The 24408-nt window shown below is 56.5% G+C and carries 24 protein-coding genes and 2 pseudogenes; 13 read left to right on the top strand and 13 right to left on the bottom strand.

Annotation, left to right across the window (positions count from 1 at the left end; genetic code table 11):
• Positions 1 to 377 precede the first annotated feature (377 nt).
• The 6 genes from MPN23_RS01415 (at position 378) to MPN23_RS01440 (ending at position 6680) form a co-directional block, all read left to right on the top strand.
• Positions 378 to 1208 (top strand): amidohydrolase family protein, encoded by an 831-nt coding sequence (locus tag MPN23_RS01415; RefSeq protein WP_243545688.1) that lies wholly within the window; start codon positions 378 to 380, stop codon positions 1206 to 1208.
• 506 nt (positions 1209 to 1714) lie between these two features.
• Positions 1715 to 2710, top strand: a complete 996-nt coding sequence (locus MPN23_RS01420; RefSeq protein ID WP_243545689.1) for a TRAP transporter substrate-binding protein — start codon at positions 1715 to 1717, stop codon at positions 2708 to 2710.
• Between the two features lie 78 nt (positions 2711 to 2788).
• A complete protein-coding gene (locus MPN23_RS01425) occupies positions 2789 to 3790 on the top strand; it encodes a TRAP transporter substrate-binding protein (RefSeq protein WP_243545690.1) in 1002 nt (333 codons plus the stop codon).
• A gap of 107 nt (positions 3791 to 3897) precedes the next feature.
• On the top strand, positions 3898 to 4359 hold the full coding sequence (locus MPN23_RS01430) for a TRAP transporter small permease (RefSeq protein ID WP_243545691.1): 462 nt from the start codon (positions 3898 to 3900) through the stop codon (positions 4357 to 4359).
• Positions 4359 to 5657: a TRAP transporter large permease gene (locus MPN23_RS01435; protein ID WP_243545692.1), complete on the top strand. Its 1299-nt coding sequence runs from the start codon at positions 4359 to 4361 to the stop codon at positions 5655 to 5657. The genes MPN23_RS01430 and MPN23_RS01435 overlap by 1 nt, the downstream gene beginning before the upstream one ends.
• A gap of 78 nt (positions 5658 to 5735) precedes the next feature.
• Positions 5736 to 6680 carry an aldo/keto reductase gene (locus MPN23_RS01440; RefSeq protein WP_243545693.1) on the top strand — a complete coding sequence of 315 codons (945 nt, stop codon included), beginning with the start codon at positions 5736 to 5738 and terminating at the stop codon, positions 6678 to 6680.
• A 38-nt stretch (positions 6681 to 6718) separates the two neighbouring features.
• Here MPN23_RS01440 and MPN23_RS01445 read toward each other — a convergent pair whose 3' ends face one another.
• Both MPN23_RS01445 and MPN23_RS01450 read right to left on the bottom strand, forming a co-directional pair.
• Entirely contained in the window at positions 6719 to 7735 is a 1017-nt protein-coding gene (locus tag MPN23_RS01445; RefSeq protein ID WP_243547417.1) for a sigma-54 interaction domain-containing protein, read from the bottom strand.
• Between the two features lie 60 nt (positions 7736 to 7795).
• Positions 7796 to 8089, bottom strand: a pseudogene (locus MPN23_RS01450) (PAS domain S-box protein); the annotation flags it as partial.
• 1243 nt (positions 8090 to 9332) lie between these two features.
• Between MPN23_RS01450 and MPN23_RS01455 the strand changes: the two are divergent.
• The 6 genes from MPN23_RS01455 (at position 9333) to MPN23_RS01480 (ending at position 13516) form a co-directional block, all read left to right on the top strand.
• Complete coding sequence (locus MPN23_RS01455) at positions 9333 to 10142, top strand: IclR family transcriptional regulator (protein WP_243545694.1); 810 nt, start codon at positions 9333 to 9335, stop codon at positions 10140 to 10142.
• Positions 10143 to 10242: 100 nt separating this feature from the next.
• Positions 10243 to 10737, top strand: coding sequence for a methyltransferase family protein (locus tag MPN23_RS01460; RefSeq protein ID WP_243545695.1), 495 nt, complete (start codon positions 10243 to 10245; stop codon positions 10735 to 10737).
• A gap of 1 nt (position 10738) precedes the next feature.
• On the top strand, positions 10739 to 11191 hold the full coding sequence (locus MPN23_RS01465) for a MarR family winged helix-turn-helix transcriptional regulator (RefSeq protein WP_243545696.1): 453 nt from the start codon (positions 10739 to 10741) through the stop codon (positions 11189 to 11191).
• Between the two features lie 165 nt (positions 11192 to 11356).
• On the top strand, positions 11357 to 12043 hold the full coding sequence (locus tag MPN23_RS01470; RefSeq protein WP_243545697.1) for a methyltransferase family protein: 687 nt from the start codon (positions 11357 to 11359) through the stop codon (positions 12041 to 12043).
• Positions 12044 to 12313: 270 nt separating this feature from the next.
• Positions 12314 to 12907, top strand: coding sequence for an NADPH-dependent FMN reductase family protein (locus MPN23_RS01475; protein ID WP_243545698.1), 594 nt, complete (start codon positions 12314 to 12316; stop codon positions 12905 to 12907).
• Positions 12908 to 12946: 39 nt separating this feature from the next.
• Entirely contained in the window at positions 12947 to 13516 is a 570-nt protein-coding gene (locus tag MPN23_RS01480) for a class I SAM-dependent methyltransferase (protein ID WP_243545699.1), read from the top strand.
• Between the two features lie 78 nt (positions 13517 to 13594).
• Here MPN23_RS01480 and MPN23_RS01485 read toward each other — a convergent pair whose 3' ends face one another.
• Positions 13595 to 14986, bottom strand: a complete 1392-nt coding sequence (locus MPN23_RS01485) for an aryl-sulfate sulfotransferase (RefSeq protein ID WP_243545700.1) — start codon at positions 14984 to 14986, stop codon at positions 13595 to 13597.
• Positions 14987 to 15373: 387 nt separating this feature from the next.
• Here MPN23_RS01485 and MPN23_RS01490 point away from each other — a divergent pair, with 387 nt between their 5' ends.
• A complete protein-coding gene (locus MPN23_RS01490) occupies positions 15374 to 16633 on the top strand; it encodes an OprD family outer membrane porin (RefSeq protein ID WP_243545701.1) in 1260 nt (419 codons plus the stop codon).
• Between the two features lie 336 nt (positions 16634 to 16969).
• Here the strand turns inward: MPN23_RS01490 and MPN23_RS01495 are convergent, their stop codons facing one another.
• The 10 genes and pseudogenes from MPN23_RS01495 to MPN23_RS01540 form a co-directional block, all read right to left on the bottom strand.
• Positions 16970 to 17296 carry a ComEA family DNA-binding protein gene (locus MPN23_RS01495; protein WP_243545702.1) on the bottom strand — a complete coding sequence of 109 codons (327 nt, stop codon included), beginning with the start codon at positions 17294 to 17296 and terminating at the stop codon, positions 16970 to 16972.
• A 72-nt stretch (positions 17297 to 17368) separates the two neighbouring features.
• A complete protein-coding gene (locus MPN23_RS01500) occupies positions 17369 to 18808 on the bottom strand; it encodes an aryl-sulfate sulfotransferase (RefSeq protein WP_243545703.1) in 1440 nt (479 codons plus the stop codon).
• Between the two features lie 278 nt (positions 18809 to 19086).
• The gene (locus MPN23_RS01505; RefSeq protein WP_243545704.1) at positions 19087 to 20439 is read right to left on the bottom strand and encodes a sigma-54-dependent transcriptional regulator; all 1353 of its coding nucleotides are present in this window, start codon (positions 20437 to 20439) and stop codon (positions 19087 to 19089) included.
• Between the two features lie 10 nt (positions 20440 to 20449).
• Positions 20450 to 22519: an ATP-binding protein gene (locus tag MPN23_RS01510; RefSeq protein WP_341540090.1), complete on the bottom strand. Its 2070-nt coding sequence runs from the start codon at positions 22517 to 22519 to the stop codon at positions 20450 to 20452.
• 15 nt (positions 22520 to 22534) lie between these two features.
• Positions 22535 to 23017: pseudogene (locus tag MPN23_RS01515) on the bottom strand (hypothetical protein); the annotation flags it as partial.
• 15 nt (positions 23018 to 23032) lie between these two features.
• Positions 23033 to 23233 carry a DUF1573 domain-containing protein gene (locus MPN23_RS01520; RefSeq protein WP_243545707.1) on the bottom strand — a complete coding sequence of 67 codons (201 nt, stop codon included), beginning with the start codon at positions 23231 to 23233 and terminating at the stop codon, positions 23033 to 23035.
• A gap of 4 nt (positions 23234 to 23237) precedes the next feature.
• Positions 23238 to 23708, bottom strand: coding sequence for a cytochrome c family protein (locus MPN23_RS01525; RefSeq protein ID WP_243545708.1), 471 nt, complete (start codon positions 23706 to 23708; stop codon positions 23238 to 23240).
• A gap of 10 nt (positions 23709 to 23718) precedes the next feature.
• Positions 23719 to 24015: a ComEA family DNA-binding protein gene (locus tag MPN23_RS01530; RefSeq protein WP_243545709.1), complete on the bottom strand. Its 297-nt coding sequence runs from the start codon at positions 24013 to 24015 to the stop codon at positions 23719 to 23721.
• A gap of 18 nt (positions 24016 to 24033) precedes the next feature.
• Positions 24034 to 24237, bottom strand: coding sequence for a hypothetical protein (locus tag MPN23_RS01535; RefSeq protein WP_243545710.1), 204 nt, complete (start codon positions 24235 to 24237; stop codon positions 24034 to 24036).
• A gap of 10 nt (positions 24238 to 24247) precedes the next feature.
• Positions 24248 to 24400 carry a hypothetical protein gene (locus MPN23_RS01540; protein WP_243545711.1) on the bottom strand — a complete coding sequence of 51 codons (153 nt, stop codon included), beginning with the start codon at positions 24398 to 24400 and terminating at the stop codon, positions 24248 to 24250.
• Positions 24401 to 24408 lie beyond the last annotated feature (8 nt).

Below are 24408 nucleotides of genomic sequence, written 5' to 3' on the forward strand. Positions count from 1 at the left end.
ATTTCACAATCGGGGATGCCATGTATCACGAAGCTGTTGCATTGGTGCAACTTTCTGCTTTTTATCGTATGTATTGCAATGGGTTGAATGCGGTGTTGCAGCGCTGCACATGCGTGGCGGGTTGCAACGGCTTGTGAAAAATGGTGCTTCCATGGGGCGGGTAAAAAGCGGAAATCATGCCTGACTTTTAGAGGCCAAAAGGTCTTTTTTGACTTAATTGATTGTTTTTAAACAACTAAATTTTTCATGATTTTTTTCACATTCGACAAAACACAAGTGATGCAAACTGGCATCGACCTTGCTCTTCAGGATTCCCAGAACACAGGATGTCGCATGTATACATTATAATAGGGCGGCATCGCAGCAAGGAGAATCCAGTGGATATTATTGACTTTCGTTTCCGTCCCAACACTCAGGCGACCATCGACGGCTTTACCAAGAGCACCATGTTCAAGGGCATGTTTGCCAAGATGGATCTGACCCGGCTCTATGCCCAGAGCGTTCCCGAGGTCGTGGACATGATCAGCAAGGAAGGGTACGTCAAGGCCGTCATCACCGGCCGCGACTGCTCCGGCACATACGATGCGAAATCCAACAATGAAGGCGTGAAGGCCTTTGTCAGGGAATTCCCCGACATGTTTCTGGGTTTCATGGGCGTGGACCCGAATCGCGGCATGGACGCCATCTACGAATTGGACAAGGACATCAGGGAAGACGGCATGCATGGAGCCTGCATCGACCCCTATCTTGCCAAGATGTTCGTGAATGACGCCAGATACTACCCGGTTTACAGCAAGTGCTGCGAACTGGATATCCCGGTGATCGTGGCCACTGGCCCGGGAACTCTGGTCCCCGGCGCAGTCATGGAGCATGCTGCTCCCCGCTACATCGACTATGTTGCCCGTGATTTTCCGCAGCTCAAGATCATCATCAGTCACGGCGGCTATCCCTGGGTAGAGGAAGCCATCATGATCACTGAACGTAATGAAAACGTGTACATGGAGCTTTCGGAGTACGAGCGGCATCCCGGTGGGGAATCCTATGTGAAGGCCGCTGCCAATCTGATTGGTGACAAGATTCTTTTCGCCAGCGCGCACCCCGGTGCGGATTTCCGCGATGCGCTGGCCATGTACAAGGGATTTGGCCTTTCCGAGGATGTCATGGAGCAGATCATGTTCAGGAACGCACAGAAGGTTCTCGGCTTGTAACCCGCTTGTTTCATTCGCTGGTTTGAAAGGAAGAGGGGCTTTGGCCCCTCTTTTTTTGTGCTATTTCCTTGGGTTGGAGAGAATTGTTGCGAGAGTGCAACTGTTGTTCTGCTGCAACATTTACATTTTTAACCTGTTATTTCAGTTTATTGCAGTCTGAATTGCGGAATTTTCACTTCTGGTGTTGTCGTGCTGCCACACCGCTGTGAAAAGTTTCACAGCCACGCGTATTCTGCTGGTGTGGAATCGATTGGCAAGGCGTATAATATTGTGTTTTCAATAGTTGAAAGGGGCATGTCTTCGTTGCCCGACCTTTGTTTACCTATTGAAATAAAAGGACTTAAAATTTTTTCTTGATCGAACTGTTCTTCTTTTCACAAGTGAGGCACCTTATTTGCACGGAGCGTGTGAAAATCGGCACACAACGGCACGGCCTCCTAATTTATTCCATCGATGGACAAGCTGGCTGGCACTTCGGAAACATGTAACTGAGAAGGAACTGACTGATGAAAAAAATTCTCGTATTCTTCCTGCTTCTCGCCATGACGCTGTGTGCTGCTGTTGTCAATGCCTCCGGATTGAAGCCGATGGTCATTCTGGCTGCGACCTCCAATCCTCCGGGAAGCTCTCATGAAGTGGCCATAACCGAATTCAAGAAGCTGATCGAAAAGGAATCCGACGGCGTCATCCGCGTTCAGCCTTTCATTGGTGGGACCATGGGCAGTGAACAGGCCAATGTCAAACAGCTCAGGACCGGAGAGCTGCATGTTTCGGCTCTGTCTGCCGACAACATGACTCCGTTTGCCCCCAGCGCAACCCTGCTGGTGCTGCCTGGTCTGTTTCCTTCCATTGACAAGGCGCACAAGCTTCTGGGCGATGATCGTTTTCTGACTGATCTGGGCGACAGGATTGCCCGTGAAAGTTCCACTCGTCCCATCGGCTGGCTGATCAGCGGTTACCGCAATATTACGAATTCCAAGCATCCCGTTACCTGTCTCGACGATCTCAAGGATCTCAAGATTCGGGTTCCTGCTGTCGATTTGCAGCTGGCAACCTACAAGGCCTGGGGCACCGAAGGGTTTCCCATGGCCTGGTCCGAAACGTTCAATGCTCTTCAGCAGGGTGTGGCTGATGGTCAGTACAATCCTCATTTGAGCACCCGAGACAGGAAATTCTGGGAAGTTCAGAAATATATCACGGAACTGCGCGTGCATTTGCTGCTGGTTGCCTTCAGCGTTTCCGAAAAGTGGTATCAGAGTCTTCCTGAACAGAATCGTGCACTGATCAAGAAGTGCATGCAGGAAGCCACCCGGTATCAGTGGGATTGGGTCGAGGGTGAGAATCAGAAATGCCTGCGGATGAGTCTGGAGCACGGCATGGTCGTGAACAAACTCACGGATGAAGATGTTTGGGAGAAGAAGGCTCGTTCGATTTGGCCTCAGTTCCACGATGTACTCGGGGGCAAGGACAAGATTGATCGAGCTATCGGGATAATGGAGTAGTTAAGTGTCTCTTTCCGGCGCTGCTGGCGTTGATTGCCGGAAAACATACTTTTCAACCTGTCAAAACTGGAGTGTATGATGAAAAAGATGTTGATCCTGCTTATGGCCGCAGCGCTGCTGGTAGGTTCCACTTCCGCTTTTGCGGCAGACTACCAGAGAACCATGATCATGGCCGCCACGGCCAATCCCACCGGAAGTCTCCATGCTGTCGCGCTGGAGAAGTTCAAGGAAATCATTGAAAAGGAATCCGATGGCAAGGTTCGGGTCAATCTTTTCCTGGGTGGCTCCATGGGTTCGGAGCAGGCGAACGTGAAACAGCTTCGCGATTCCGAAATCCACGTGGCAGTTCTGGCGGCTGGTAATTTGACTCCGTTTGCTCCGTCCGCAACCATCGCCATTCTGCCCTATCTGTTCCCCCAGATCGAAAATGCCTACACGCTCCTGGGCAATGACGGCTTCGTCAAGGATCTGGGCGACTCCGTTGCTGCGGAAAGCAAGACCCGTCCTCTGGGTTGGCTGATCGGCGGTTACCGCGTGCTGACCAACTCCAAGCACAGCATCACCAAGCTGGACGATCTGCAGGGCCTCAAGATTCGTGTCCCCAAGGTTCGCATCCAGCTTGATTCCTTCCGCTCCTGGGGCGTGGAGCCGCATCCTCTGGCCTGGTCCGAGACCTTCAATGCCCTGCAGCAGGGTGTGGCCGATGGTCAGGAAAATCCCCATTCCATCAATCAGGACCAGAAGTTCTGGGAAGTGCAGAAGTACATCACCGACCTGCATTACATGCTCTGGGTCGGCCCGCTGCTCGTCTCCGAGAAGTGGTTTCAGCGTCTGCCCGAGACTACTCAGGCTCTGGTGCAGAAGGCTGCCACCGAAGCCTGCAAGTACGAGTGGGAATGGGTTGCCAAGCAGAACCAGGTCGCTCTGGACAACTGCATCAAGCACGGCATGGTGCTGGAGCAGCTCGAGGATGAGGCTGAATGGATGAACAGGGCTCGCGCCCTGTGGCCCGAGTACTACGAAGCCATCGGCGGCAAGGCCAAGGTCGACAAGGCCCTCGCCATCATGGGACAGAACTAGAAATGGTAACCAACGGGCGGGCTTCGGCCCGCCCATCACCTCCTAGCTGGTATCAAAGTATGACTATCGTAAAAAAATTCTTTGCAAACTTTGAAGAAAACGCCTGCATGGTCCTGATGGCAACCATGGTGTTCGCCCTCACCCTGCAAGTCTTCATGCGTTTTGTTCTGAGTTCGTCCCTGGCCTGGACCGAGGAGTTGTCCCGCTACAGCTTCATCTGGACCGTCTACATGGGTGGCGTGCTGGCCGTGAAGCACAGCCAGCATGTGCGCATCACCGCCCAGTTCCTAATTTTTCCTCCGAAAGTCAGAGTCGTCGTGATCATGTTTACGGACCTGCTCTGGATCGCGGCCAACTTTTTCATTGCCTATCAATCGGGACTGGCTCTGCAGAATGCGTTCGAGTTTCCCGAGGTTTCCCCGACTCTGGGCATTGTCAAGGGGTATGTCGAAGCCATGCTGCCTGCATGCTTTCTGCTGATGAATGTTCGGCTTGTCATGAAATATTGGGAACTCATCAGGAATCGTGACCTGATGAGCCTGGCCAAGATCGGTGGAGGAGATGCGTAATGTCCACCCTTGCAATCACCATCGTCGCTCTGGTCGGCTGCTTTTTCATCGGCATGCCCATCTTCATGTCCCTGATCATTTCAGCCGTCATTGCCATTGCGACGTGCGGCTACCTTCCGCTGTCCATCATTCACAACTCCCTGTTCGACGGCGTGAACCTGTTTCCGCTGCTGGCCATTCCCTGTTTCGTGATCGCCGGTACCCTGATGGAGCACGGCAACATCACCAAGCAGATCATTGACGTGGTGAAACAGCTCGTTGGGCGCCTGCCCGGCGGACTCGGCATCACCACGATTCTGGCGTGCACCTTTTTCGCCGCCATCTCCGGCTCCGGACCGGGAACCGTCGCTGCCATCGGCACCCTGATGATCCCGTCCATGGTGCGCAACGGCTACACGCCGTCCTATGCCGCGGCCTCGGCTTCGTCCGGCGGCACCATCGGCATCCTGCTGCCCCCGAGCAACCCCATGATCATCTTTGCCATTCTGGCGAATGTGTCGGTCACCGCCATGTTCACGGCCGGCATCGTACCCGGTCTGATGGTCGCGGTGTTCATGACCTCCATGGCCATGCTCAAGGCCAAGCTGGAAGGCGTGAAGCCCGATGTGGAGCAGCCGCCCTTCAATCTGAAGGTCTTCATGAAGAGCCTGTCCAAGGGCGGTTTCGCTCTGGCAACGCCGTTCATCATTCTGGGTTCGATCTATTCCGGCATGGCAACGCCTGTCGAGGCTTCGGTCATCGCCATTGTCTGGGCGCTGTTTGTCGGCATCGTGGTCAACAAGGCTCTGCGCTGGGAACACATCAAGATGTCCCTGCTGGAAGGTGCCATGCTCTGCGGCACGGTCCTGTTCATCGTGGGCGCATCCACGCTGTTCGGGAAAATCCTGACCTATGAGCAGGCCCCGCTGCGGCTGGCCAATCTGGTTCTCGGCGTGTCCAAGAACCCTGAAGTCGTGCTCATCATGATCGTGGGCATCCTGTACTTCCTCGGCATGTTCATGGAGACCCTGTCCACCATGATCATTCTGGCTCCGGTACTTCTGCCCATGGTGACCGGTCTCGGCATCGACCCGATCCACTTCGGCGTCATCATGGTCATCACCAACGAGGTCGCCATGCTGACTCCGCCGTTGGGCGTGAACCTCTTTGTGGCCTCGCGTATCGCGAACCTGTCGGTGGAAAAGATTTCGCTTGCGGTTCTGCCTTACCTGCTGGTCCTGACAATGTGCATTCTCCTCGTTGTCTACTGCCCCTTCCTCAGTACCTGGCTTCCCAGTGTGCTGGGCGCGGGATTATGACGCAACACACTCTCCGAAAGCCCCGCCTTCTGGCGGGGCTTTTTTGTTAACGACTTCTTTTGAAACAGGAAGAGGGACATGAAATACGTTACATTGAAAAACGGTGACAGGATTCCGGCTTTGGGGCTGGGAACCTGGCGTGCGGACAAGGGCGTCGTGACCAGAGCCGTGGCAAAGGCGGTCGAGATTGGCTACCGTCACGTGGATTGCGCTCACTGCTACGGCAACGAGACGGAGATCGGCGAGGCCTTTCAGCGGCTCGCCATTCCCCGGGAACAGCTCTGGGTCACTTCCAAGCTGTGGAACAATGCGCAGAACCCGGATTCGGTCAGGCCCGCCCTTGAACACACCCTTGCGAACCTGCGACTCGACCATCTGGATCTGTATTTGATCCACTGGCCTGTGCAACTCAGGAAAGGGGTCATGTATCCGCAGGGACCGGACGATCTGATTCCGTGGACCACGGAACACATGCTGGAGCTGTGGGGTGCGTTGGAGGAATGCGTGCGGCAGGGGCTGGTTCGCAACATCGGCACCAGCAATTTCAGCACGAAGAAGCTTCAGGTGATTCTGGACAATTGCGCGATTGCCCCGGCCATGAGTCAGGTGGAAATTCATCCGTGCCAGCAGCAGAAAGTCATGTTCGATTTCTGCCGGGAAAACGGGCTTGGCCTGACCGGGTTCTGTCCCCTCGGCTCAAGCTCCAGACCGGCCCATCAGCAGAAGCGGGACGAGCCCTGTCCGTTGACTGAACCCGTGGTGCTGGACATTGCCGAGCGATACGGGGTGACCCCCGGCAAGATTCTTTTGGCCTGGGCCCTGACCAGAGGAACCATAGCCATTCCCAAGTCGACATCGGAAACGCATCTTCGGGAAAATCTGGAGGCTGCTGACCTGACCCTGAATGTCGAGGACATGCAGGCAATGGCCTCGCTTGACAGAGGATACCGTTTCATTGACGGCAGTCATTGGATGATGGCGGGATCGCCCTACAGCATGGAAAATCTGTGGGACGAAGAATAGCAGCATGCAGACAAGGCCTTTCCCGATCGGGGAAGGCCTTATTTCTTGTCGTACTTCTTGAGCTTCCGAAACACCGTGGTTCTGTCCAGCCCCAGCTCCCGGGCCAGTTTGGTCATGTTGCCGACCCGCTCCATGCCGTCCTGCAGGACCTTCTTTTCCACGTTTTCCAGAATTTCCTTCATTGTTCTGCCCTGAAGAGCGATTCCGTTGTTCGCCGTCTCGGTGGGGGCGCTCTCCGGAGCCGGGACAAAGGGCAGATCTCCGATGTCGATGGCGTTCTTCTTGCTGGAAACCACGCAGCCGAGAATCAGGTTTTCCAGTTCCCGGATGTTGCCGGGCCAGGAGTGGTTGAGCAGGGCGGTCTCGGTGGCCTGAGTAAAGGAGATGTTGCGCTTGTATTTCTTGCAGTAGAAATCCAGAAACAGGTGCGCCAGAGACAGGATGTCCGCCTTGCGCTTGCGAAGGGGCGGAATGTCGATGAGGGCGACCATGAGCCGGTAGTACAGGTCGCGGCGGAAATGGCCTTCCTTGACCTCTTCTTCCAGATTCTTGTTGGTGGCCGCCACGATGCGGACATCGACCTTTTGCGGCGAGGTGGCCCCGACCCGCAGGATTTCCTTGTCCTGCAGCAGTCTGAGCAGCCGCGTCTGCATGAGCAGGGGGAGTTCCCCGATTTCATCCAGAAACAGGGTTCCGCCTGACGCCGCCTCGACAAGGCCTATCTTTCCGTTCTTGTTTCCGCCGGAAAATGTGCCCGGAGCATAGCCGAACAGTTCGGTTTCAATGAGGTTTTCCGGCATGCTGCCACAGTCGGCCTTGACAAAGGGCTTGTCCGAACGCTCGCTCAGCTCGTGAATCTTGCGTGCGAAGACATCCTTGCCCACGCCGGTTTCACCCAGCAGAAGGATGGTGGCGTCGGTCTGGGCGACATTGGAGAGTTGTCCGTACAGCGCCTTCATGGACTTGCTTTGAATGACCACGGGGAGCTTGTTGAAGTCGTTGGATTGGCTTTGCAGCTTCTGATAGGCCTCCAGAAGTTCCTTTTGGGAATTCATCTGTTCCTTCAGTTCGGAAAGCTTCGAGATGTCTCGGGTATAGGTAACGACCAGAACGACATTTCCGCTGTCGTCAAAGACAGGAAAACCGTCGATGACCACTCTGCGTCCGTCGCTCAGGCTTTGCAGCCGGGTGGCGGGGTGTTTGCTTTGGACTATTTCAGGATTGAGAACGACATCGAAAAGACCGCAGTGCACCATTTCCTGCACGGATTTTCCGATGAATTCCGCACGCGGAATGCCCGTCAACTGCTCGTGACGATTGTTCAAATACACGATTTTGCCGGTGCGGTCGCTGATGCATATGGCTTCTTCGAAAGTCTCAATTATTTGGGCGAAATATTCACTGATCATTTGCGGGATGATACCCTGTAATGGCAAAGTCAGTCAACTGGGTCGTCTTTTGTTTGGTGATGTCGCAACCTCTTGCAATGAAAGCAAATTGATGATGGAAAGCTCCGCAGCTCCGGGATTCGATTCACGTCCGGCGTCGATGGCCTTGATGGCTCGCGCTACGCGTTGGCGTGCCGCTTGAAGCCTTCGGCTGACGGGCCTGATTTCAGTCCATTCGTTCCCAGCACGTATATCCAGAAGACAGTGTGCCAGCCCGATTCTTGAGCTTCACGACCTGACGCAGAGTATTGGCCGCCTTGCCGTAGGACCGTCTTCCGCAGGGACACTTGCTCTTGGTCAGCCAGCATTTGGTCGAAGTGGAATGTTCGGCCCGAATTCTTCGGGTCCAGGCTGTTTCGGTACTCCTGCCGTTTCAGTTGGAGGTCTCGAGCAAGTACAGCAAGTTCAAGCAGTTCAGGCTGAAGGACGTCTATAATTATCCATGGTGGACCCTGTGCGGCGTGGCCTTGTGCCTTGTTGTGTACGGTGTTCTGCATCGAAGACGTTTTCATGCGAATCCCTCCCTACCGGACATGGTCTTTCTTGCGGCAACCGGGCTTTACGGTCTGATCGCCCTTGTGGCTGTTGGCGGAGTTCGGAAAAAGCGAATGTCATGGAGAGGGGGGCAGATCATGTGGCGCGTTTGCTGCTGCCGGTCTTGTCGAACCATGAGTGCCGTCTTCCGATTTCGATCCTGAGTCATCCCGAATTTGGGATTGGCCGTCTCGGGCAAGTCTGGCAATGGAGCCGAAGGAACGTTCCTTCGGCTTTTTTTTTACTTTACAATTCTGGTGAGATAGTGGCAGTAATAAAGACTTGCCGATTTTGAAGGCAGTGTTCGACAGTGCAGACACCGTCGACAAGGAATCGGGATCGGCAAGGTTGTCCTGAAACAGAAGGTTCTGTCCCATAATGCGCTACGGAAGCGATGGGGTTCTAAAGTGGTACGACGTTTCATTATGTGGTATGTAGTGTATCCTTAAAAAACGGGACTGTGTCCCGAATTGTGTTACGAAAGAGATAACGGATGATTTTCCGAGTGGTTGGCCGAGTTGCCTGCTTAATTTGGTGTTTTGTCGGGGTCGGCTGTGCCTGAGTCTGTTGGATGAGTGGCCGATCTCGCCTCGATTGAGTCGCTTTGGCGGTTTGCCGCTGGGGAACTGAATCGGGGATGGCTGTGTCAATATGAATTCGGGGAGTTAGAATGTCTGAGTCTGAAAAGAAGTACTATACGATCGGAGCCATCGTGAAGGCCTGTTCCGTGGTGGAGATGCTTTCCACGAGAAAATCCTGGGACCTTTCCGGCCTGTGCCGTGCAGTGGGGCTGCCCAAGACAACGGTGCATCGCATCCTGCTGACTCTTGAAGACCTCGGTTTTGTCCTGCAGGAACAGGAGCGGGGCGAATATGCGCTTTCATACAAGATATTCTCTCTCGGCAGTCGGGTTGTGAATCATTCCAATATCGTGGACTTTGCCCGGAGCCACTGCCGCGACCTGTTGCGGAAGGTCAATGAAACCGTGAACCTGTGCGTTGTATCCGGGACGGACATGCTGATTATCGACAAGCAGGTCGCCACCCAGTCCCTTCGGCAGGATTCTCTGGTCGGCAGCTCGTATCCGCTGTTTCATTCCGCGTCCGGCAAAGTGGTGCTTGCATTTCTCGAGGATGATGAACGGGAAAAGCTGCTTGCGCGGATCAAACGGGAGAATTTCGAGGTGACCGAACAGGATGTGGAAGCCCTGCGTCAGGAATCGTTGGAGATTCGGAAGACCGGACTGGGGCACGACTACGAGGAAGTGTATCAGGGGGTCCGGTGTATTGCTGCGCCCATTTTCGATTTTCAGGATCGAATCATTGCCACGCTCAGTGTTTCGGTTCCCACGATACGGCTTGACGACAAGAGCCGCGTCCGTATTGAGCGGGAACTGCTGATTGCCGCAGAACGGATATCCTCGCGCGTGGGGTCGTTTCATCCCCTTTTCCGCTTGGTGGAGAGGAGGGTGGAAGGCTGATTTCGAGCAAAAAATAATGACAACTTAATTGTCAACTTGACAATGTGATTGTCATATGGTTTTCTGCTTCCATAATTGATTTTCAATCAAGGAGGAAGTCATGAAAATCTCGACGCCAGTTACCGAGTGCCAGTCCGATTCTCCGGGCGTGGTTGTTATGCCTCCCCTGGCCTTCAAGGTCTCCCTGCTTGCGGGGATTTGTCTGGAAGGGGTGTGGCCGTGGCCATTTGATGTGTGCAGCATGACAGGGCACATCGCAGCAGGTGCATTCGTGGCATTTCTCGGTTTTGCCTTCATGATGTGGGGATACGGGCTTTTCAGGAAGCTGGGCGTGGGGGTGCCCACCAATACGCCTTCGTCCGTTCTGGTCCGTGGCGGTGCCTATCGATACAGCCGCAACCCCATGTATGTCGGGTTCATTGTCATTCTGGCCGGGATCGGTTTTGCCGCAGGCAGTGTCTGGCTGCTGCTGACCGTCGTGCCCATGTGGGCATATCTGCAATGGTTTGTCATTCCCCGGGAGGAAGCGTATCTGCAAAGAACATTCGGTCAGGAATATATCGAGTTTTGCCGAGCCGTGCGGAGGTGGTTGTAGCATGACGAAGTCCGAACGGTTTGCAACGGGTGAATCCCTGCATGCCCTTTTCAAGAGGGTTTTCGCCCTGCACGCCGCATTGACCGAGGTACAGGATTCCGTGCACGAACAGGCCGGAATGCGTACTTCGCAGATCAAGATGGCGGACCGCCTGCAACGGTTCGGCCCGGCAACCGTGCCGGATCTGGCGGCAGCCCTCGGGGTTTCCCGGCAGTATGTGCAGACCGTCTGCAATGAACTGCATGACGCAGCCCTGTTGACCTTTGAGGACAATCCGCGCCACAAGCGTTCCAAATTGATGGCGCTGACCGATTCCGGTTGCCGTGTTCTGGCCGAGGCCCGGGCAAGGGAGGCGGGGATCATCCGGGAACTGTTGCCCGATCTGGATGATGCTGCGGTCTCCGAGGCAACGGAGCTGCTGGCGGAAATCGTGAAACGAATCCGTCATGTCTGATGAAGGGGACCGTGTTGTCCTTGCTCGGGCTGTCCATCCTTGTTGCAATCAAATATTGAAAATGGATGTCATTTTCAATATAGTGCTCCAAGCCGCCAATGCAGGGCCGACGCGAAATGGGTCGCGATTCGGCCTTGCATTTCGCGCGGTTCAAAGGAGTTTTGCATGTCTTTTCGTTGCGGATTGCTGGTCAAGGCGTTGATTTCCGTCATTGTTCCCCTTGCTGTCATGGGAATGGGGTGGTTGACTGGCGGCGGCGCTTTCAGCGGATTTTGCGTCGAGTACAGCCGATTGGCATTGCTGTTTCTGACGGCAGCCATGTTTTTCGCCATACCGTTTGCCTTGAAGCGGGTCGTCAATTTTGCCAGCAGGAACAATGCGCGCAACAAGCCGCAGGATTGGATGGTGATTGGTGCCACGGCGCTGAGCTTTGTCCTCGGATTTGTCAGCCCCATGACCGATGCGGCAGGGGTGGGTGTGCTGCCCGGAGGTGAGGTCGTGCGTTGGGCCGGGGTGCTTCTGTATGCTGCCGGCGGGATTTTCATGATCTGGGGTCCGCTGCATCTCGGCAGGCAGTTCAGCATGTATGTCACCCTTCAGGAAAACCACGAGCTGGTCACGTCCGGCCCCTTTTCCTTCCTGCGGCATCCCCGCTACGCAGGGTGCCTGTACTGGGGCTTTGCCCTGCCCATGGTTTTCCTTTCCGGTCCGGGAATGCTTGTCGCTGTCGTCTATGCCGCTTTCTTCCTTTGGCGGATTCATGGTGAGGAGCGGATGCTTGAGGAACATTTCAAGGATCGTTGGGTGGCCTATGCCGCCAGAACCAAAAGGTTGATCCCCTTCGTGTATTAGCCTTTCCCGTTTCGGGAGAAGGAAAAGGCTGTTGGGTTGACAAGTTTGGTTTAGAAGCTTAACCATCCTGGCATGGCGCACATGGTGAACGAGTTTCTGCATGGGAAGCAGTTTTTTCGGTCCGTACCGGGGAGGCTGCTTTTCCTGTGTCATTTCGACAATGACCGCCTGTGGTCAGTGACAATGACGGAATGGGTTCCCGCGTTTCCGGCTGGGAAGGCAGCGGAGGAACCTGTGTAATGAACTTCAGCAGCAATATGGAAGGATGGAATGCGCATACTCAATTTGTACGCATCGATGAACGGCAATACGGAAAAGGTTGCCACGGAAGTGGAGAAAAGCCTGTTCGGCATGGGACATGATGTGGAAACCGTGAACGTTGCCCGGGATGAACGCGAACTGGAACTGCTGGAGTACGACATCACCTTCATCGGTGGCGGGGTCTACTCCTGGCTGCCGTGCAAGGCCATGCTCGGCTGGATCGACAGACAGATGGCAGCCGCAAAGAAGAAGGGACTCATTCTGCCCAACTCGCCGCGTGTGCCCGGCAAGTTCGTCAGCGTGTATGCCACGTACGCCGGTCCGCATACGGGCGAGGCCGAGGCTGTGCCTGCAATCAAGTACATGGGCCAGCTTTTCGATCACATCGGGGTCACCATTGCCTCGGAGTGGAGCGTTGTGGGGGAATTCTCTCCGGAAAAAATGCATTTCATGAACACCTGCGGCAGATTGGGGAATATTGAAGGCCGTCCCAATGCCGACGACCTGCGTGCGGTTCGGGAGCAGGTCTGCGCGTTGGTGCAGTCGCTTGCCCCGGTGGTGAACATGGCGCATGGAGCGGACAATGCGAGCGCAGCTTCCTGATTCATCGGAAATTCACGTCTCAACATTGGAGAATGGACAATGAAGGCAGGGAATTGTCGCAGTCGAGGGCCGACCAGTTACGGGATGCAGGATTCGATGCTGGTCTTCGGGAAACTCGGATTGAAACCGGGAGATACGTTTCTGGACCTTGGATGCGGCCCCGGTGACTATTCCGTGCACGCCGCGGAAGAGGTGGGACCTGCTGGACGGGTTCTCTTCATGGACCGGGATGCCTCGGCTGTCGAACGTCTGGTTCAGCGTGCCGAGTCGCTGGATTTGACCAACATGGTTCCCGTGGTCCACGACATGAGCGAGTCGCTGCCTCTGGATGACGATGCATGCGATGTCTGCCTGACGGCCACGGTGCTGCACGCCGTGAATTTGGGCCGCCATGGGCCGGCGCTGTTTGCTGAAATTCGTCGCGTGCTGGGTCCTTCGGGAACGTATGCCGTACTGGAATGCAAAAAGCAGGACAAGCCATGGGGGCCGCCCCTGCATGTCCGGCTTTCGCCCGAGGAGGTCGAGACTGCGGTCCTGCCTGCCGGGTTTCGGCGTGTCGGGCATGTTGATCTCGGCGTCAACTATCTGCTCCTGTTTGCTCCGGCATAGCTGCTGTTGCAGAATGGAGAAAGGAAAAGCCCCTCGGAATCGAGGGGCTTTTTTTAGTGATGGGGGAAGAATCCGGGCCTAGTAGGCGTGCATGGTCGGGCCGTCTTCCTCTTCCTCGTCCATGTCGCTGCTTTCGTCGGCAAAGCCGGTCATGCCGTCGACACGGTAGGAGGACACGGAGGGCGGCACGACAGCCTCGCCCCTGGCCGGGCTCAGGGCATTGAACTGCTTGCAGTAGTCCGGAGCGTAGCGGTGTGCGCGGAACACGGTGTAGGCGAACAGGTTGTTGGTCTTGTGCGGATTCACGTATTCCCACACGATCTTGTTGTCCGGGGTGGTCTCGAAGAACCTGCCGTTGGCGCCGGAGCAGATCATGGTGTTGCCGTTGGGCAGGCGCTGGGCTCCGCTGATGAAGCTGGAGAAGTGGCGGCGGCCGATCTTGAAGTCCGTGGACTCCCAGACAACCTTGCCGGTTTCCGCGTTGAACTCCAGAGCGCGGGAAGTGTTGGTGTACATGCCGTTGTCGTACACCATGATGTTGCCGGCGCCGGGCAGGCCCGGAGCGATTTCATGGGCGTCGTGCGGGCCGCCGATGGTGGCGTTCTTGCTGTGCACGAGCATGCCGCCCACATTGTGGAACTTCAGGTCGCCGGACTTCTTGTCCAGATAGGCCACGTTGCCGAAGCGGGACTTGATCTTGCCGGTCTTGCGATCGAGAACGAACACGCAGTCCAGATGCCGGGCCGAGAAGACCAGATCGCCGTTGGCGCGTTCATCAATGTCGTTGATGTGCTGCCATTCCACGCGAGGATGGATCGGGCCGAGAATGTCGATGTCGAAGTCCAGATGCTTGTAGGCGTGCCATTCCCAGACAACCTTGCCTTCGGGGGTGACCTCGACGAGCTTGTCAGAGGACATGTTGCCGCCGGGCAGTTCCGTGCCGTTCAGGCCGCCGCGGACCTTTTTGACCACGTCCTTGGGCAGCAGCTCGAAGGAGACGAACAGGTAGTTGCCGTTCTTCAGCTTTTCGAAGTCGTGATGCATGCCCTGATCATAGTACTTGAAGACGATGTTGCCGTCCCAGTCCAGTTCGTAGATCCAGCCGGCAATGCCGTCCAGATCGTACTTGACCGGAAAGCGATCCTTGGGCTCCATGCGATCGGTGCGGCCAGTGGCCAGCAGATGGCCGTTGGGCAGCAGCTCGACGTGCAGGCCCGGAGGGAAGGGCAGCTTCCATTCGTGGACCACGTTGCCGTTCATGTCCACAAGATTGGCCTTGCCGGGTTTGGAGTAGAAGTCGGTGGCTCCCCGGGCGCCGTCCATGGGCGCGTACAGGGTGTAACCGTTGAAGGAACTTTCCGGGTCATAAACGGTGGTTCCCGTGGGATACACCGAGGGCCAGGCCCAGGCATTCACGGCCAGGGCGGCAAGCAGCATCGCGGTTGCTGCAAGCCTGAGTACGCATTTCATAATCGCATTCTCCGTAAAAGGGTTATGTGCCAGGCACAGAAAGACTCCCTGATTGAAGCAGCATTCATGCCAGAGGTGCGTTTGGCGTATCTACCTTGAAAAACGAGTGGAATTATGTCTCTGACAGGGGATGTGTGCGACTTGCCGTACAGCTTTGGGCGGGGAGTGTGCCTCACTTCGCACACATTGTGATGCACAGGGAAATTCCTGTTGTGCGGCGTGGGGTACACGTGTGCCGTGGAGCGCACTTGTTTTGTGCTGCCATTGAAACGTATGATTTATAAGACCTTGTTTTGTTTGGTCATCCATTTATTTCCTGCTTGGTCTTGGCTTTGCAATGCGCAGATGCGCTGTGCATTTCGTTGAGAACAAAGCAAAGGAAAAATGATGAATTTGAGAAGACTGGTTTTGGCTGCGCTGTTCGTGTTCGGATTTTGCGCGACGGCTCAGGCTGCCGACACCCTGGTCGAGGCACTGGTTCAGGGACAGGGACACGGAGAAATACGGTTCCGTGATTTCCAGAGTAATTTCGAGGAAGATACCGCACGCAATGCCAAGGATTCGGCAATCGGCGGACTTCTGTATTATCAGACCGCGCCGCTGCACAACATCAGCGCGGGCGTGGCTGTTCGTGGCGCGCTGGACATGGGCAACAGCAAGAGCGACCGCTCCTACCAGATGCTGCCCGTCAACAGCGAGAACATGCGTCTGGGCTACGCCGCCATGCAGGAATACTGGGTCAAGGGCGAATGGGCAAAGACCGCCATCAAGCTGGGGGCTCAGGGCGTTACCACCCCGTGGCTGAAAACCCATGAAATCCGTTTGCTGCCCAAGTCCTACATGGGCGTGACCGTGGACAGCCGCTACTTCGACAATCTGCGCATTCAGGCCATGCATCTGACCGACGTTCTGGGCTGGACGGACAGCCATTTCCATTCCGTTTCCAAGAGCTACGGGAATCGGCCCATGGAAGCCGATCGCGGCGTGTCCATTGTGGGCGCGGAATGGACTCCGGTCGAGGGTCTGCTGGTCAAGGGTTATGAATATGCCTTCTGGGACATGTTCAACAATGCCTATGCCCGCGTGAAGTACAGCCATCCCCTGAACGACACCGTCACCGCCTACGGCGACCTCCGCTACCTGTATCAGAACTCCATCGGCGACGAGCTTGTCGGCGAGTGCGATTCCTACATGGCTGGCGGCATTCTCGGCATGCAGGCGTACGGATTCGATCTCCAGTTGCAGTACGCCAAGATCGGCGACGATACCATCAAGACCCGTTGGGGTTCCGAGTACATCATCCTGCAGCAGGTCTACAAGAGCTTCCGCGCCGAGGACGACTGCTACGGCGTGCAGCTCGGTTACGATTTCTCCAAGCTGGGGCTGGACGGCCTGAGCGCGCTTGCCTATTACGCCTACTATGATGCTCCGGAGACCGGAAAGAATGCGTCCTTCGACCTCGACGAACTGGATTTCGAAGTCAAGTACACGTTCTCCGGCGCGCTGGAAGGCTGGGACGTCAGAGTCGCGCATGCCTTCATCAATGGCGACAACAAGCACGGCGGCTCCAAGGCTGACGCGCAGGACACCCGCATTTACGTGAACTACAAGTTCGACTTCGATTTCAACGGGTTGATCGAGGATTGATTCAAACATTCTGCCTGTTGAAACGACAGAACTCAGCGAAGCACGCTTTTGAAAGGCCCGGGCCCGTTGCCCGGGCCTTTTTTCGTGCGCATTGGGCTGGGCTGCTGGATCTGGCATGACGCTAATCCTGCTGCTCAGTTATTCTTGGGGGGGGGAAGCGTGGCCCGTTGCAAAAGACAGGGCATCCCAAGGAAACAATGCCTGGGGTTGCTGTTTGATCGGCGCGGATAGGAAAGGGCCGAAATCGCTGTTGCGGTTTCGGCCCTTGATTTTGGAATCTCGGCGATGAGAGGGAGATCTTTTGTAGTCAGGCTTGAACTGTATGAGTCAGACCGTTTAGCACTTGGAAGGGGCCAGAGCCGGTTCCGCGTCCGGGTCGAAGACCACGTCGCCGTCAATGACCTGAGGATTGAGTTCCTCGATGAAATCCTGCGTCATGCCGGGGACCTTGATCATGTCCTCGGCCTTTTTGAAAGGACCGTTGGCGGTGCGATAGTCCACGATGGCCTGAGCCAGGGATTCGGGGATGTCCACGTCCTCGATGCTCATGATCTCTTCAATGTTCGCAGTGTTGAAGCTGACAATGCCTTCCCCGGCGAATGCGGTGGCGGCGAACAGCAGGCAGAGGGCTGCCAGGCAGATGGAGAGGATGGTTTTCTTCATTGTGTTTCCTTTTGGCGTTGCAGAGGCGGGCGGAACGACCCCGTATGGTCGTTCCGCCCCTGGAGGTATCCCTTAGTCGGCCTTGATCCGGAACGTGGTGTTTTCCGGAGGGGTGACCGCCTTTTCCCTGGGGTGCTTGAGTTGGGGCACGTAGTCGTAGGGAACGCGCATGGCGCGGTACACCAGATTGTACTTGCCCTTCTTGTTGTAATAGGGGCTGATGTATTCCCACACGATTTCATGCTCCGGGGTGACTTCCTGAAACTGACCCACGGCACCGTTGGTGATCATGGTATTGCCGTTGGGCAGACGCTGCGCCGAGCTCACGTAGTCGGAGTAGAATTCGTACTTGTTGCGCATGCCCATCTGCTTGGCCGAGTGTTCCCAGACCACCTTGAGGGTACGCGGATCGAATTCGATGACACGGGAGTAGTCGCGGCGGGCGTTGGACCAGCCGTAGGGCGCGCCGGGGTTGCGCGGGCCGTAGCCTGCGTAGCCGCCGTTGTCGTACACCATGATGTTGCCTTCGCCGGGCAGTCCCTTGGGGATCATGTGGGTATGGTGCTGGCCGATGATCTGGCCCAGCTTGCGGTACGCCTTCTTGTAGCGCTTGCCGTTGAATTCCCAGATGGAGTCCCTGTAATAGTAGGGGCCGATCTGCCACACGATCTTGCCGGTCTTCTTGTCGATGATGCAGCTCGTGTTGGTCTGGCGGTTGGAGATGATGATGTTTTCGGGGTTGAAGACCTTGTACTTGGCCGGGTCCTCGTCCCACCACTTGTTGGGGCCGAGATAGGAAGCCGCGTTCACGTGAATCCAGTCGCCGCCCTTCATGCCCGGGGTGCGGGTCATGGAGTAGGTGGGGTACTTGCGCATGGTCTTCCTGAATTCCGGCGGAAAATGCATCTCGTCGAAATGATCGGAGGCCAGCCATTCCCAGATCACCTTGCCGTTCTTGTCCACTTCCACGATGTAATCGTCGTAGAGCTGCTTGTCGGTGATCTTGGCATTGTGCGTGAATTTGTGGGACAGCACGAGCATCTTGCCCTTGAAATTGTCCACGGGCATGCCCGGAGCGTGATAGCCCGTGGGGCTGCCTTCGAACTGGTAATCGTGATGCATGCCCGCGCTGGGGAGTTTGCGCACGACCTTGCCGTTCCAGTCCACAACCACCAGATCCGTGGAATGCTCGTCGCCCCACACGCGGCCCTTTCTGTCGTGGGCGGGACGCTTTGCGCCAGCAAGGTAGCCGCCCTTGAGCAGCTTGGGCGGATGCTCTGCCTGACAGATATCGGTCCACTGCTTGACCACGTTGCCGTTCATGTCGATGAGCACGGTGCCTTCAGCCTCGACCTCGGTACCGAACACGGTGTAGCCGTTCCAGCATTTCCCCGGCTTGTAGATGGTGGTGCCGTGGGGGAACACCGTGGGGAAGGACATGGCTTCCATGGGGGAAACCAGGGCGGTGGCGGTCAGAGCCGCTGCGCCGGCAAGAAAGTCTCGTCTGTTCATTTCATCTCCTTGCAGAGTTATGGCAACCAAATCGCGTTGTGTGTTGCTTTGTGATATTTTTCATAAGCATAGGGTGTGCCACAAAATAAAAGTCTCTGTTTTCAACGTGTTGCTGTGTCCTTTTACACGGAATCGTGCGCATTTGTGTACAGTTCTTCGTGGTGGTGTGCGGTGTGCCGCACGGTTCTCGCTGAAAAAAAAGCCCCTGTTGCCAAAGGGGCTTTGGGATGTGCGGTCTGCCGTGGGAGCAGCGGAAGCTTGTCGTGACTCGGCACAAGCTAGATGTTGTATGCGTCGATCTTGTCGTAGAGCGTGCGTCTGCCGATTCCCAGTATCTGTGCCGCCTTGGAGCGATTGCCGTCTGCTGCGGCCAGAGCGCTGCGGATGGCCTGCGCTTCGGCGCGTTCCACGGCCTTTTTCAGGGGCATGGTCTGATTCGCGGCGGTGTCCGGATCGGAAAAGGCGCGGGCGTGAGAACACAGGGAGTCGAGTGTGATGGTCTGGTCGTCGGTCAGCAGCACGGCGCGTTCGATCACGTTTTCCAGTTCCCGGATGTTGCCCTTCCATGGGGAGTCCATGAGCATCTGCACGGCTCCGGGGGAGACTTCCGTGACCTTCTTGTTGTACCGGGTGTTGAACTTGCGAATGAAGTGGTCCACGAACAGCATGATGTCCTCCTGCCGTTCCCGCAGCGGGGGCAACTGGAGGGGGATCACTGCCAGACGGTAGTAGAGGTCCTTGCGGAATTCGCCGGATTCCACGCCTTCATCCAGATTGCGGCTGGTCGCGGAAAGGAAGCGCACGTCAATGGAAATGGGCTTGTTGCCGCCGACGGGCTTGATTTCCTTTTCCTGAATGGCGCGCAGCAGCTTGACCTGCGTGGACGGGGTGAGTTCACCGATTTCGTCCAGAAAGATGGTTCCGCCCTGAGCTTCTTCCAGCAGTCCGCGCTTGGCGCAGATGGCTCCGGTGAACGCGCCCTTGACGTGGCCGAAGAGCTCGCTTTCCAGCAGATGTTCGGCCAGTGCGCCGCAATCGATGGTGTAGAAGGGGCGATCCTTGCGGTCGCTCGCCTTGTGGATGCCCTTGGCAAACAGGGATTTTCCGGTTCCGGTTTCGCCCTGGATCAGGATGGGCGCATCCGAGGCGGACACCTTGTCAATGGTGTTCATCATCTGCTGGATGACGGAATTGTGGCCGACAACCATGAATTCCGAGTCCTTGCGTTCCTCAAGGGAATTGAAGGTCTCCAGTTTTCGGTGCAACTGGCCGTGCTCGATGGCCCGATTGGCCAGCAGGATGAGTTCCTGCGTCTTGAACGGCTTGGTTATGTAGTGATACGCCCCGAGCTTGATGGCTTCCACCGCGGTCTGGATGGACCCCACGCCGGTCATGATGATCACGGGCAGGATGCTGTCGATGGTGCGGATCTGCTTGAGCAGTTCCAGCCCGCCCATGGGCTGCATGGCCAGATCGCTGATGACCAGATCGTACATGGTCTCGGAAATGGCTTTCCATGCTTCGTCGCCGGAAGAGGCGGTATGCACGGTATGGCCTTGTCGGCTCAGGGAGCGTTTCAGGATGGCGAGCATGTCCTGCTCGTCGTCCACCACAAGTATTTTCTGCGGCATTGGCGTATCCTCAATTCTGCGAAAACGCAGGCAGTTCTATGATTATTCTGGTTCCCCGACCAGGTTCGGATTCCGCAAAGATGATACCGTTGTGGCGTTCGACTATGCGCCGGGTGATGAACAGGCCCAGACCGAATCCGCTTTTGCGCGAGGTGAAGAATGGCTCGAACACGCGAAACAGATTTTCCCGGGCAATGCCCTTGCCGGAATCGCGGATTTCCAGCCGGATGGTCTGATCGTCGCCATGGGCGCTCGCGTATCCGGCAATGGCGACCTCGCCGCCTTCCTGCACATAGTTCTGGGCGTTGAGCAGCAGGTTGACCACCACCTGCTGCAGGGCGCGCGAATCGCCGCGAACCATGAGCGGGCCGCGAAGGTCAAGAGTCAGTTCGACCTGTCGCAGCTTGGGTCCGAGCAGGGTGATGCTTTCGTGCACCATGTCCGCAAGGTCGAGGGTTTCCTCGGCAAAGGGCTTGGGTGATGCGAGGTCCAGCAGGTCGCGGATGATCTCCCCGGCTCGTACGGCATTGCGCTGGATCGCCTCCAGTCCTTCGCGGGTATCCGCATCCACTTCTCCGGCAAAGAGCAGGTCTTCGGCGTTGGCCTGAATGATGCCCAGAGGATTGTTGATTTCATGCGCCACGCTGGCCGCCATCTTGCCGATGACGCCCAGTCGTTCGGACTGGATCAGTTCCTCTTCCATGCGGTTGCGTTCCGTGACATTGCGCGCGAACAGACAGGCCAGAAGCTCCGTGTGCAGGGACCCCTGAATGATGCGGCCTGCCACTTCGACTTGCAGCAGCGAGCCGTCCGGCATGTCGACTTCGAATTCGTACTTGTCGCAACCGTCGTTGAACACCTTGGTCAGGAATGCGGCCACGTCTTCCTTTTCGTCCGCAATCACGAGATCCTCGAAATTCAGGTCGGGAGCCGGGGAGGTCAGGGAAAGATTGCTTAGTGCCCGATCATTGGCATGCAGAATGTCTCCGGCCTCGGTGACCAGAAAGATCATGTCCGGCGAGGATTCAATCAGGTCCCGGTAGCGCTGCTCGGTTCGGCGCAGATCGTCCGCGACCCGGGCCACCCGGCGCTTCAGGGACACGTTCCAGAGGATGATGCCCGCGAATATGGCGAGAATGGTCGCGGAACCGGCCGCGATGTGGCGATAGTAGCGGCTCAGGTTCAGGCCGCCGACCTCCTTGCCGAACCATTTGTCGCGCAGACGCTGGATGTGACCGTGATCCTTCAGGTATTGCATCCCCTGTCTGAATTGGGCGACCAGATCGGAGTCCCGGGTGGAAATGATGAGGCCCAGAGGGACGCGGGCAAGAGTCAGTCCGACCTTGCGCACTTCGGTCAGTTCGTGATTTTCGATGAGATAGTCGGCCACGCGTTCCGCCGGGGCAAGAAATACGTCCACCGCGCCATCATGCAGCAGGGTGAGCGCCTCCAGCGGGGAGTTTACCTCGATGATTTCCCCTTTCACCTCGACTTCGTCATAGGGCGCATCCTTGACCAGTGCGACGCGTTTTCCCTTCAGGTCGCGCAGGCAGGTTACCGTATGGCAATCCTTGTGAACGTACAGATGGTTGCGCAGGCTGACTCCGGCCGGGATGAACGCCAACCCCAGTTTCCTGGCCTTGTCTTTGGAGCCTATGATGGCGCTGTTCTCGTCGTTTCGAAGCAGCGTGCCCCTTTCGCGAATGCTGCCGATGGGCAGAAAGCGCATTTTCACGCCTGAGATCTTGCTGAGCATGACGCATATGTCCACGTCATACCCTCGAATGACCTTGCGACCATCCTTTACGGAGAGAAAGGCGAATGGCGGGGAGATGATGCCGAAACCGACGCGAAGAACCGGTTCGGCAAAGACGTTGCCAGCAGGAAATGATCCGAAAAACAGAAAGGCGATAACAGTAATTATGATCGTACGTCGCATGGTGGGCGGTAGGTAACGCAAAAAACAGGGAAGGGCCAGAAGGGGGTTTCGGCCATGTCTTGAAAACGGGAGTCCCTTCCCCGGCGGATTGCCGCCGGGGAAGGGCACAGGAGTAGGAGTAAGTGAAACGGAAAGTGTCATTGTTTCATAGGGTTGCTATTGTGCCTTGCCAATGAGCACGGCCTTGTAGCCCTTGCCGATGTCGTTGCGGGCATCGGAGTGGACCAGGATGATGTCCATGAAACGTCCCTGCTTTTTGGGCGTGACCTTGAAGTCCACCTGCGCGGATTCACCGGCCGGGATGGTCAGCCTGCCTTCCCAGTACACGGTCCTGAATTTCCGCGATTCGATCCTGCTCACGGTCATGAGCGCGTTGCCTGCATTTTTCAGGACCACCTTGGCCGGGCATTCCCTGCCCGCAATCAGGCCGCTCAGCGTGGTCTTGCGGGGCGTCACTTCCATTTCGCCCATGGGGATCGGGTTCACGTTGCCCACGATGTGAATGGTCTGCGACTGGTCCTCGGCTTTCCCGCTGACAACCGTGACGGTCTTGTCGAATTTGCCGGGGTACTTGAACGTATTGTAGTTGATGACCATTCTTGCGCTTTCACCGGGATTGATGCTGCTCTGTCCCAGAGCAGTCGTGGTGCAGCTTCAGGATGTGGTCACGTTCTGGATCGTGACAACCTCCCTGCTCACGTTGGTCAGGGTCACGGTCTTCGAGGCAACCGGCCCTTCGGTCATGGAACCGAAATCAACTCTTGTTTCGCTGATGGTCAGGTTCGGGGCCGCCATTGCCGATGCAGCGAAGAGCAGGCGGAAAACCAGCGCCAGTATCGTGGCCTTTTTCAGCATGGATTCATTCTCCTTGCCCGGATGCGCCGTGCACGAACCGGGATTTTTCCGTGTAGTCGAAGTTCCTGTCCTGTCCTTCGGTGTGACAGGTGCGGCAACTGGCTTCGTCGGGCTTGCCAATGATGTCGGCAGGGTCTTCGGACTCGACGTGCATTCGGCCCGGGCCGTGACAGGATTCGCACTGGACATCCTTGAGCTCCGGGGTCAGGTCCATGTCCATGAACCCACCGTCGCCATCCATGCCCACGACATGGCAGCGAACGCATCCCGGCACGGACTGCTTTTCTTCTCCCTGCTTCCTGAGGTCGTCGAAAGCATTGGCGTGAGGGGTGGTCTTCCACCCCTCAACCTTGTCCGCGTGGCATTGGACGCAGGCAGTGTAGCCCACGTAGTCGCCGAACAGTTCGGCGTTGGCGGCTCCGGCCATGGAGAGGGTCAGGGCGGTTGCCGCTATTCCGATACACAGGCGGTTCATGCGCGTTCCCCTAGCAGTTGCAGTCCGAAGCGGGTTCGATGAACAGGTGCTTGTCCAGCTTGCGCAGCAGGGTGTTGTCCATGCCGTCGACGTCCAGAAGCTCTTCCATGTCCACGAATTCCTCGTTTTCGTCGCGCAGCTCTATGATCTTTTCCGCCATGTCCTGATTCAGACCGGGGATTTCCGCGAGCTGCTCCACGGTGGCCTTGTTCAGGTTGAGTTTGCCGGAATTGTCCCCGGCAAAGGCCGGTGCGGCTGCAAGGGACAGGGTCAGGACCAGAGTCAGGAGCATGATGAATCGTTTCATTGTCTTACCTCCGTATGGTTACCAGCCGAGATGCTGGTGGCTGTACATGAAAAACCAGGCCAGAGCGGAAACGGTTCCGCTGGCAATGCCGGAAAAAGCCTTCTTCACAAGGGACGCGGTCGACTTGTGCGCCTTGAATGCGCCCATGTACAGGGCTGCGGTCGAGGCCAGAACCAGAAAGGCGGCAAGGGTCGGTTCGGTTATGTAGTATATGCCGTGCATGATGTTCCTCCTAGAGCATGCCCAGATACTGGCTTGCGGTGATGATCACGATGACGGCCAGGGCGAAGACGATGCCCAGAGTGTCCCGGTCCTGTTCCTCCCGGCCGGTATTGGCCATGTAGTCGAAACCGGATTCGTCGGTGCTGTGCGTGTTGCATTGCATGATTGAGG

This window comes from Pseudodesulfovibrio tunisiensis (assembly GCF_022809775.1).
Lineage (GTDB): Bacteria > Desulfobacterota > Desulfovibrionia > Desulfovibrionales > Desulfovibrionaceae > Pseudodesulfovibrio > Pseudodesulfovibrio tunisiensis.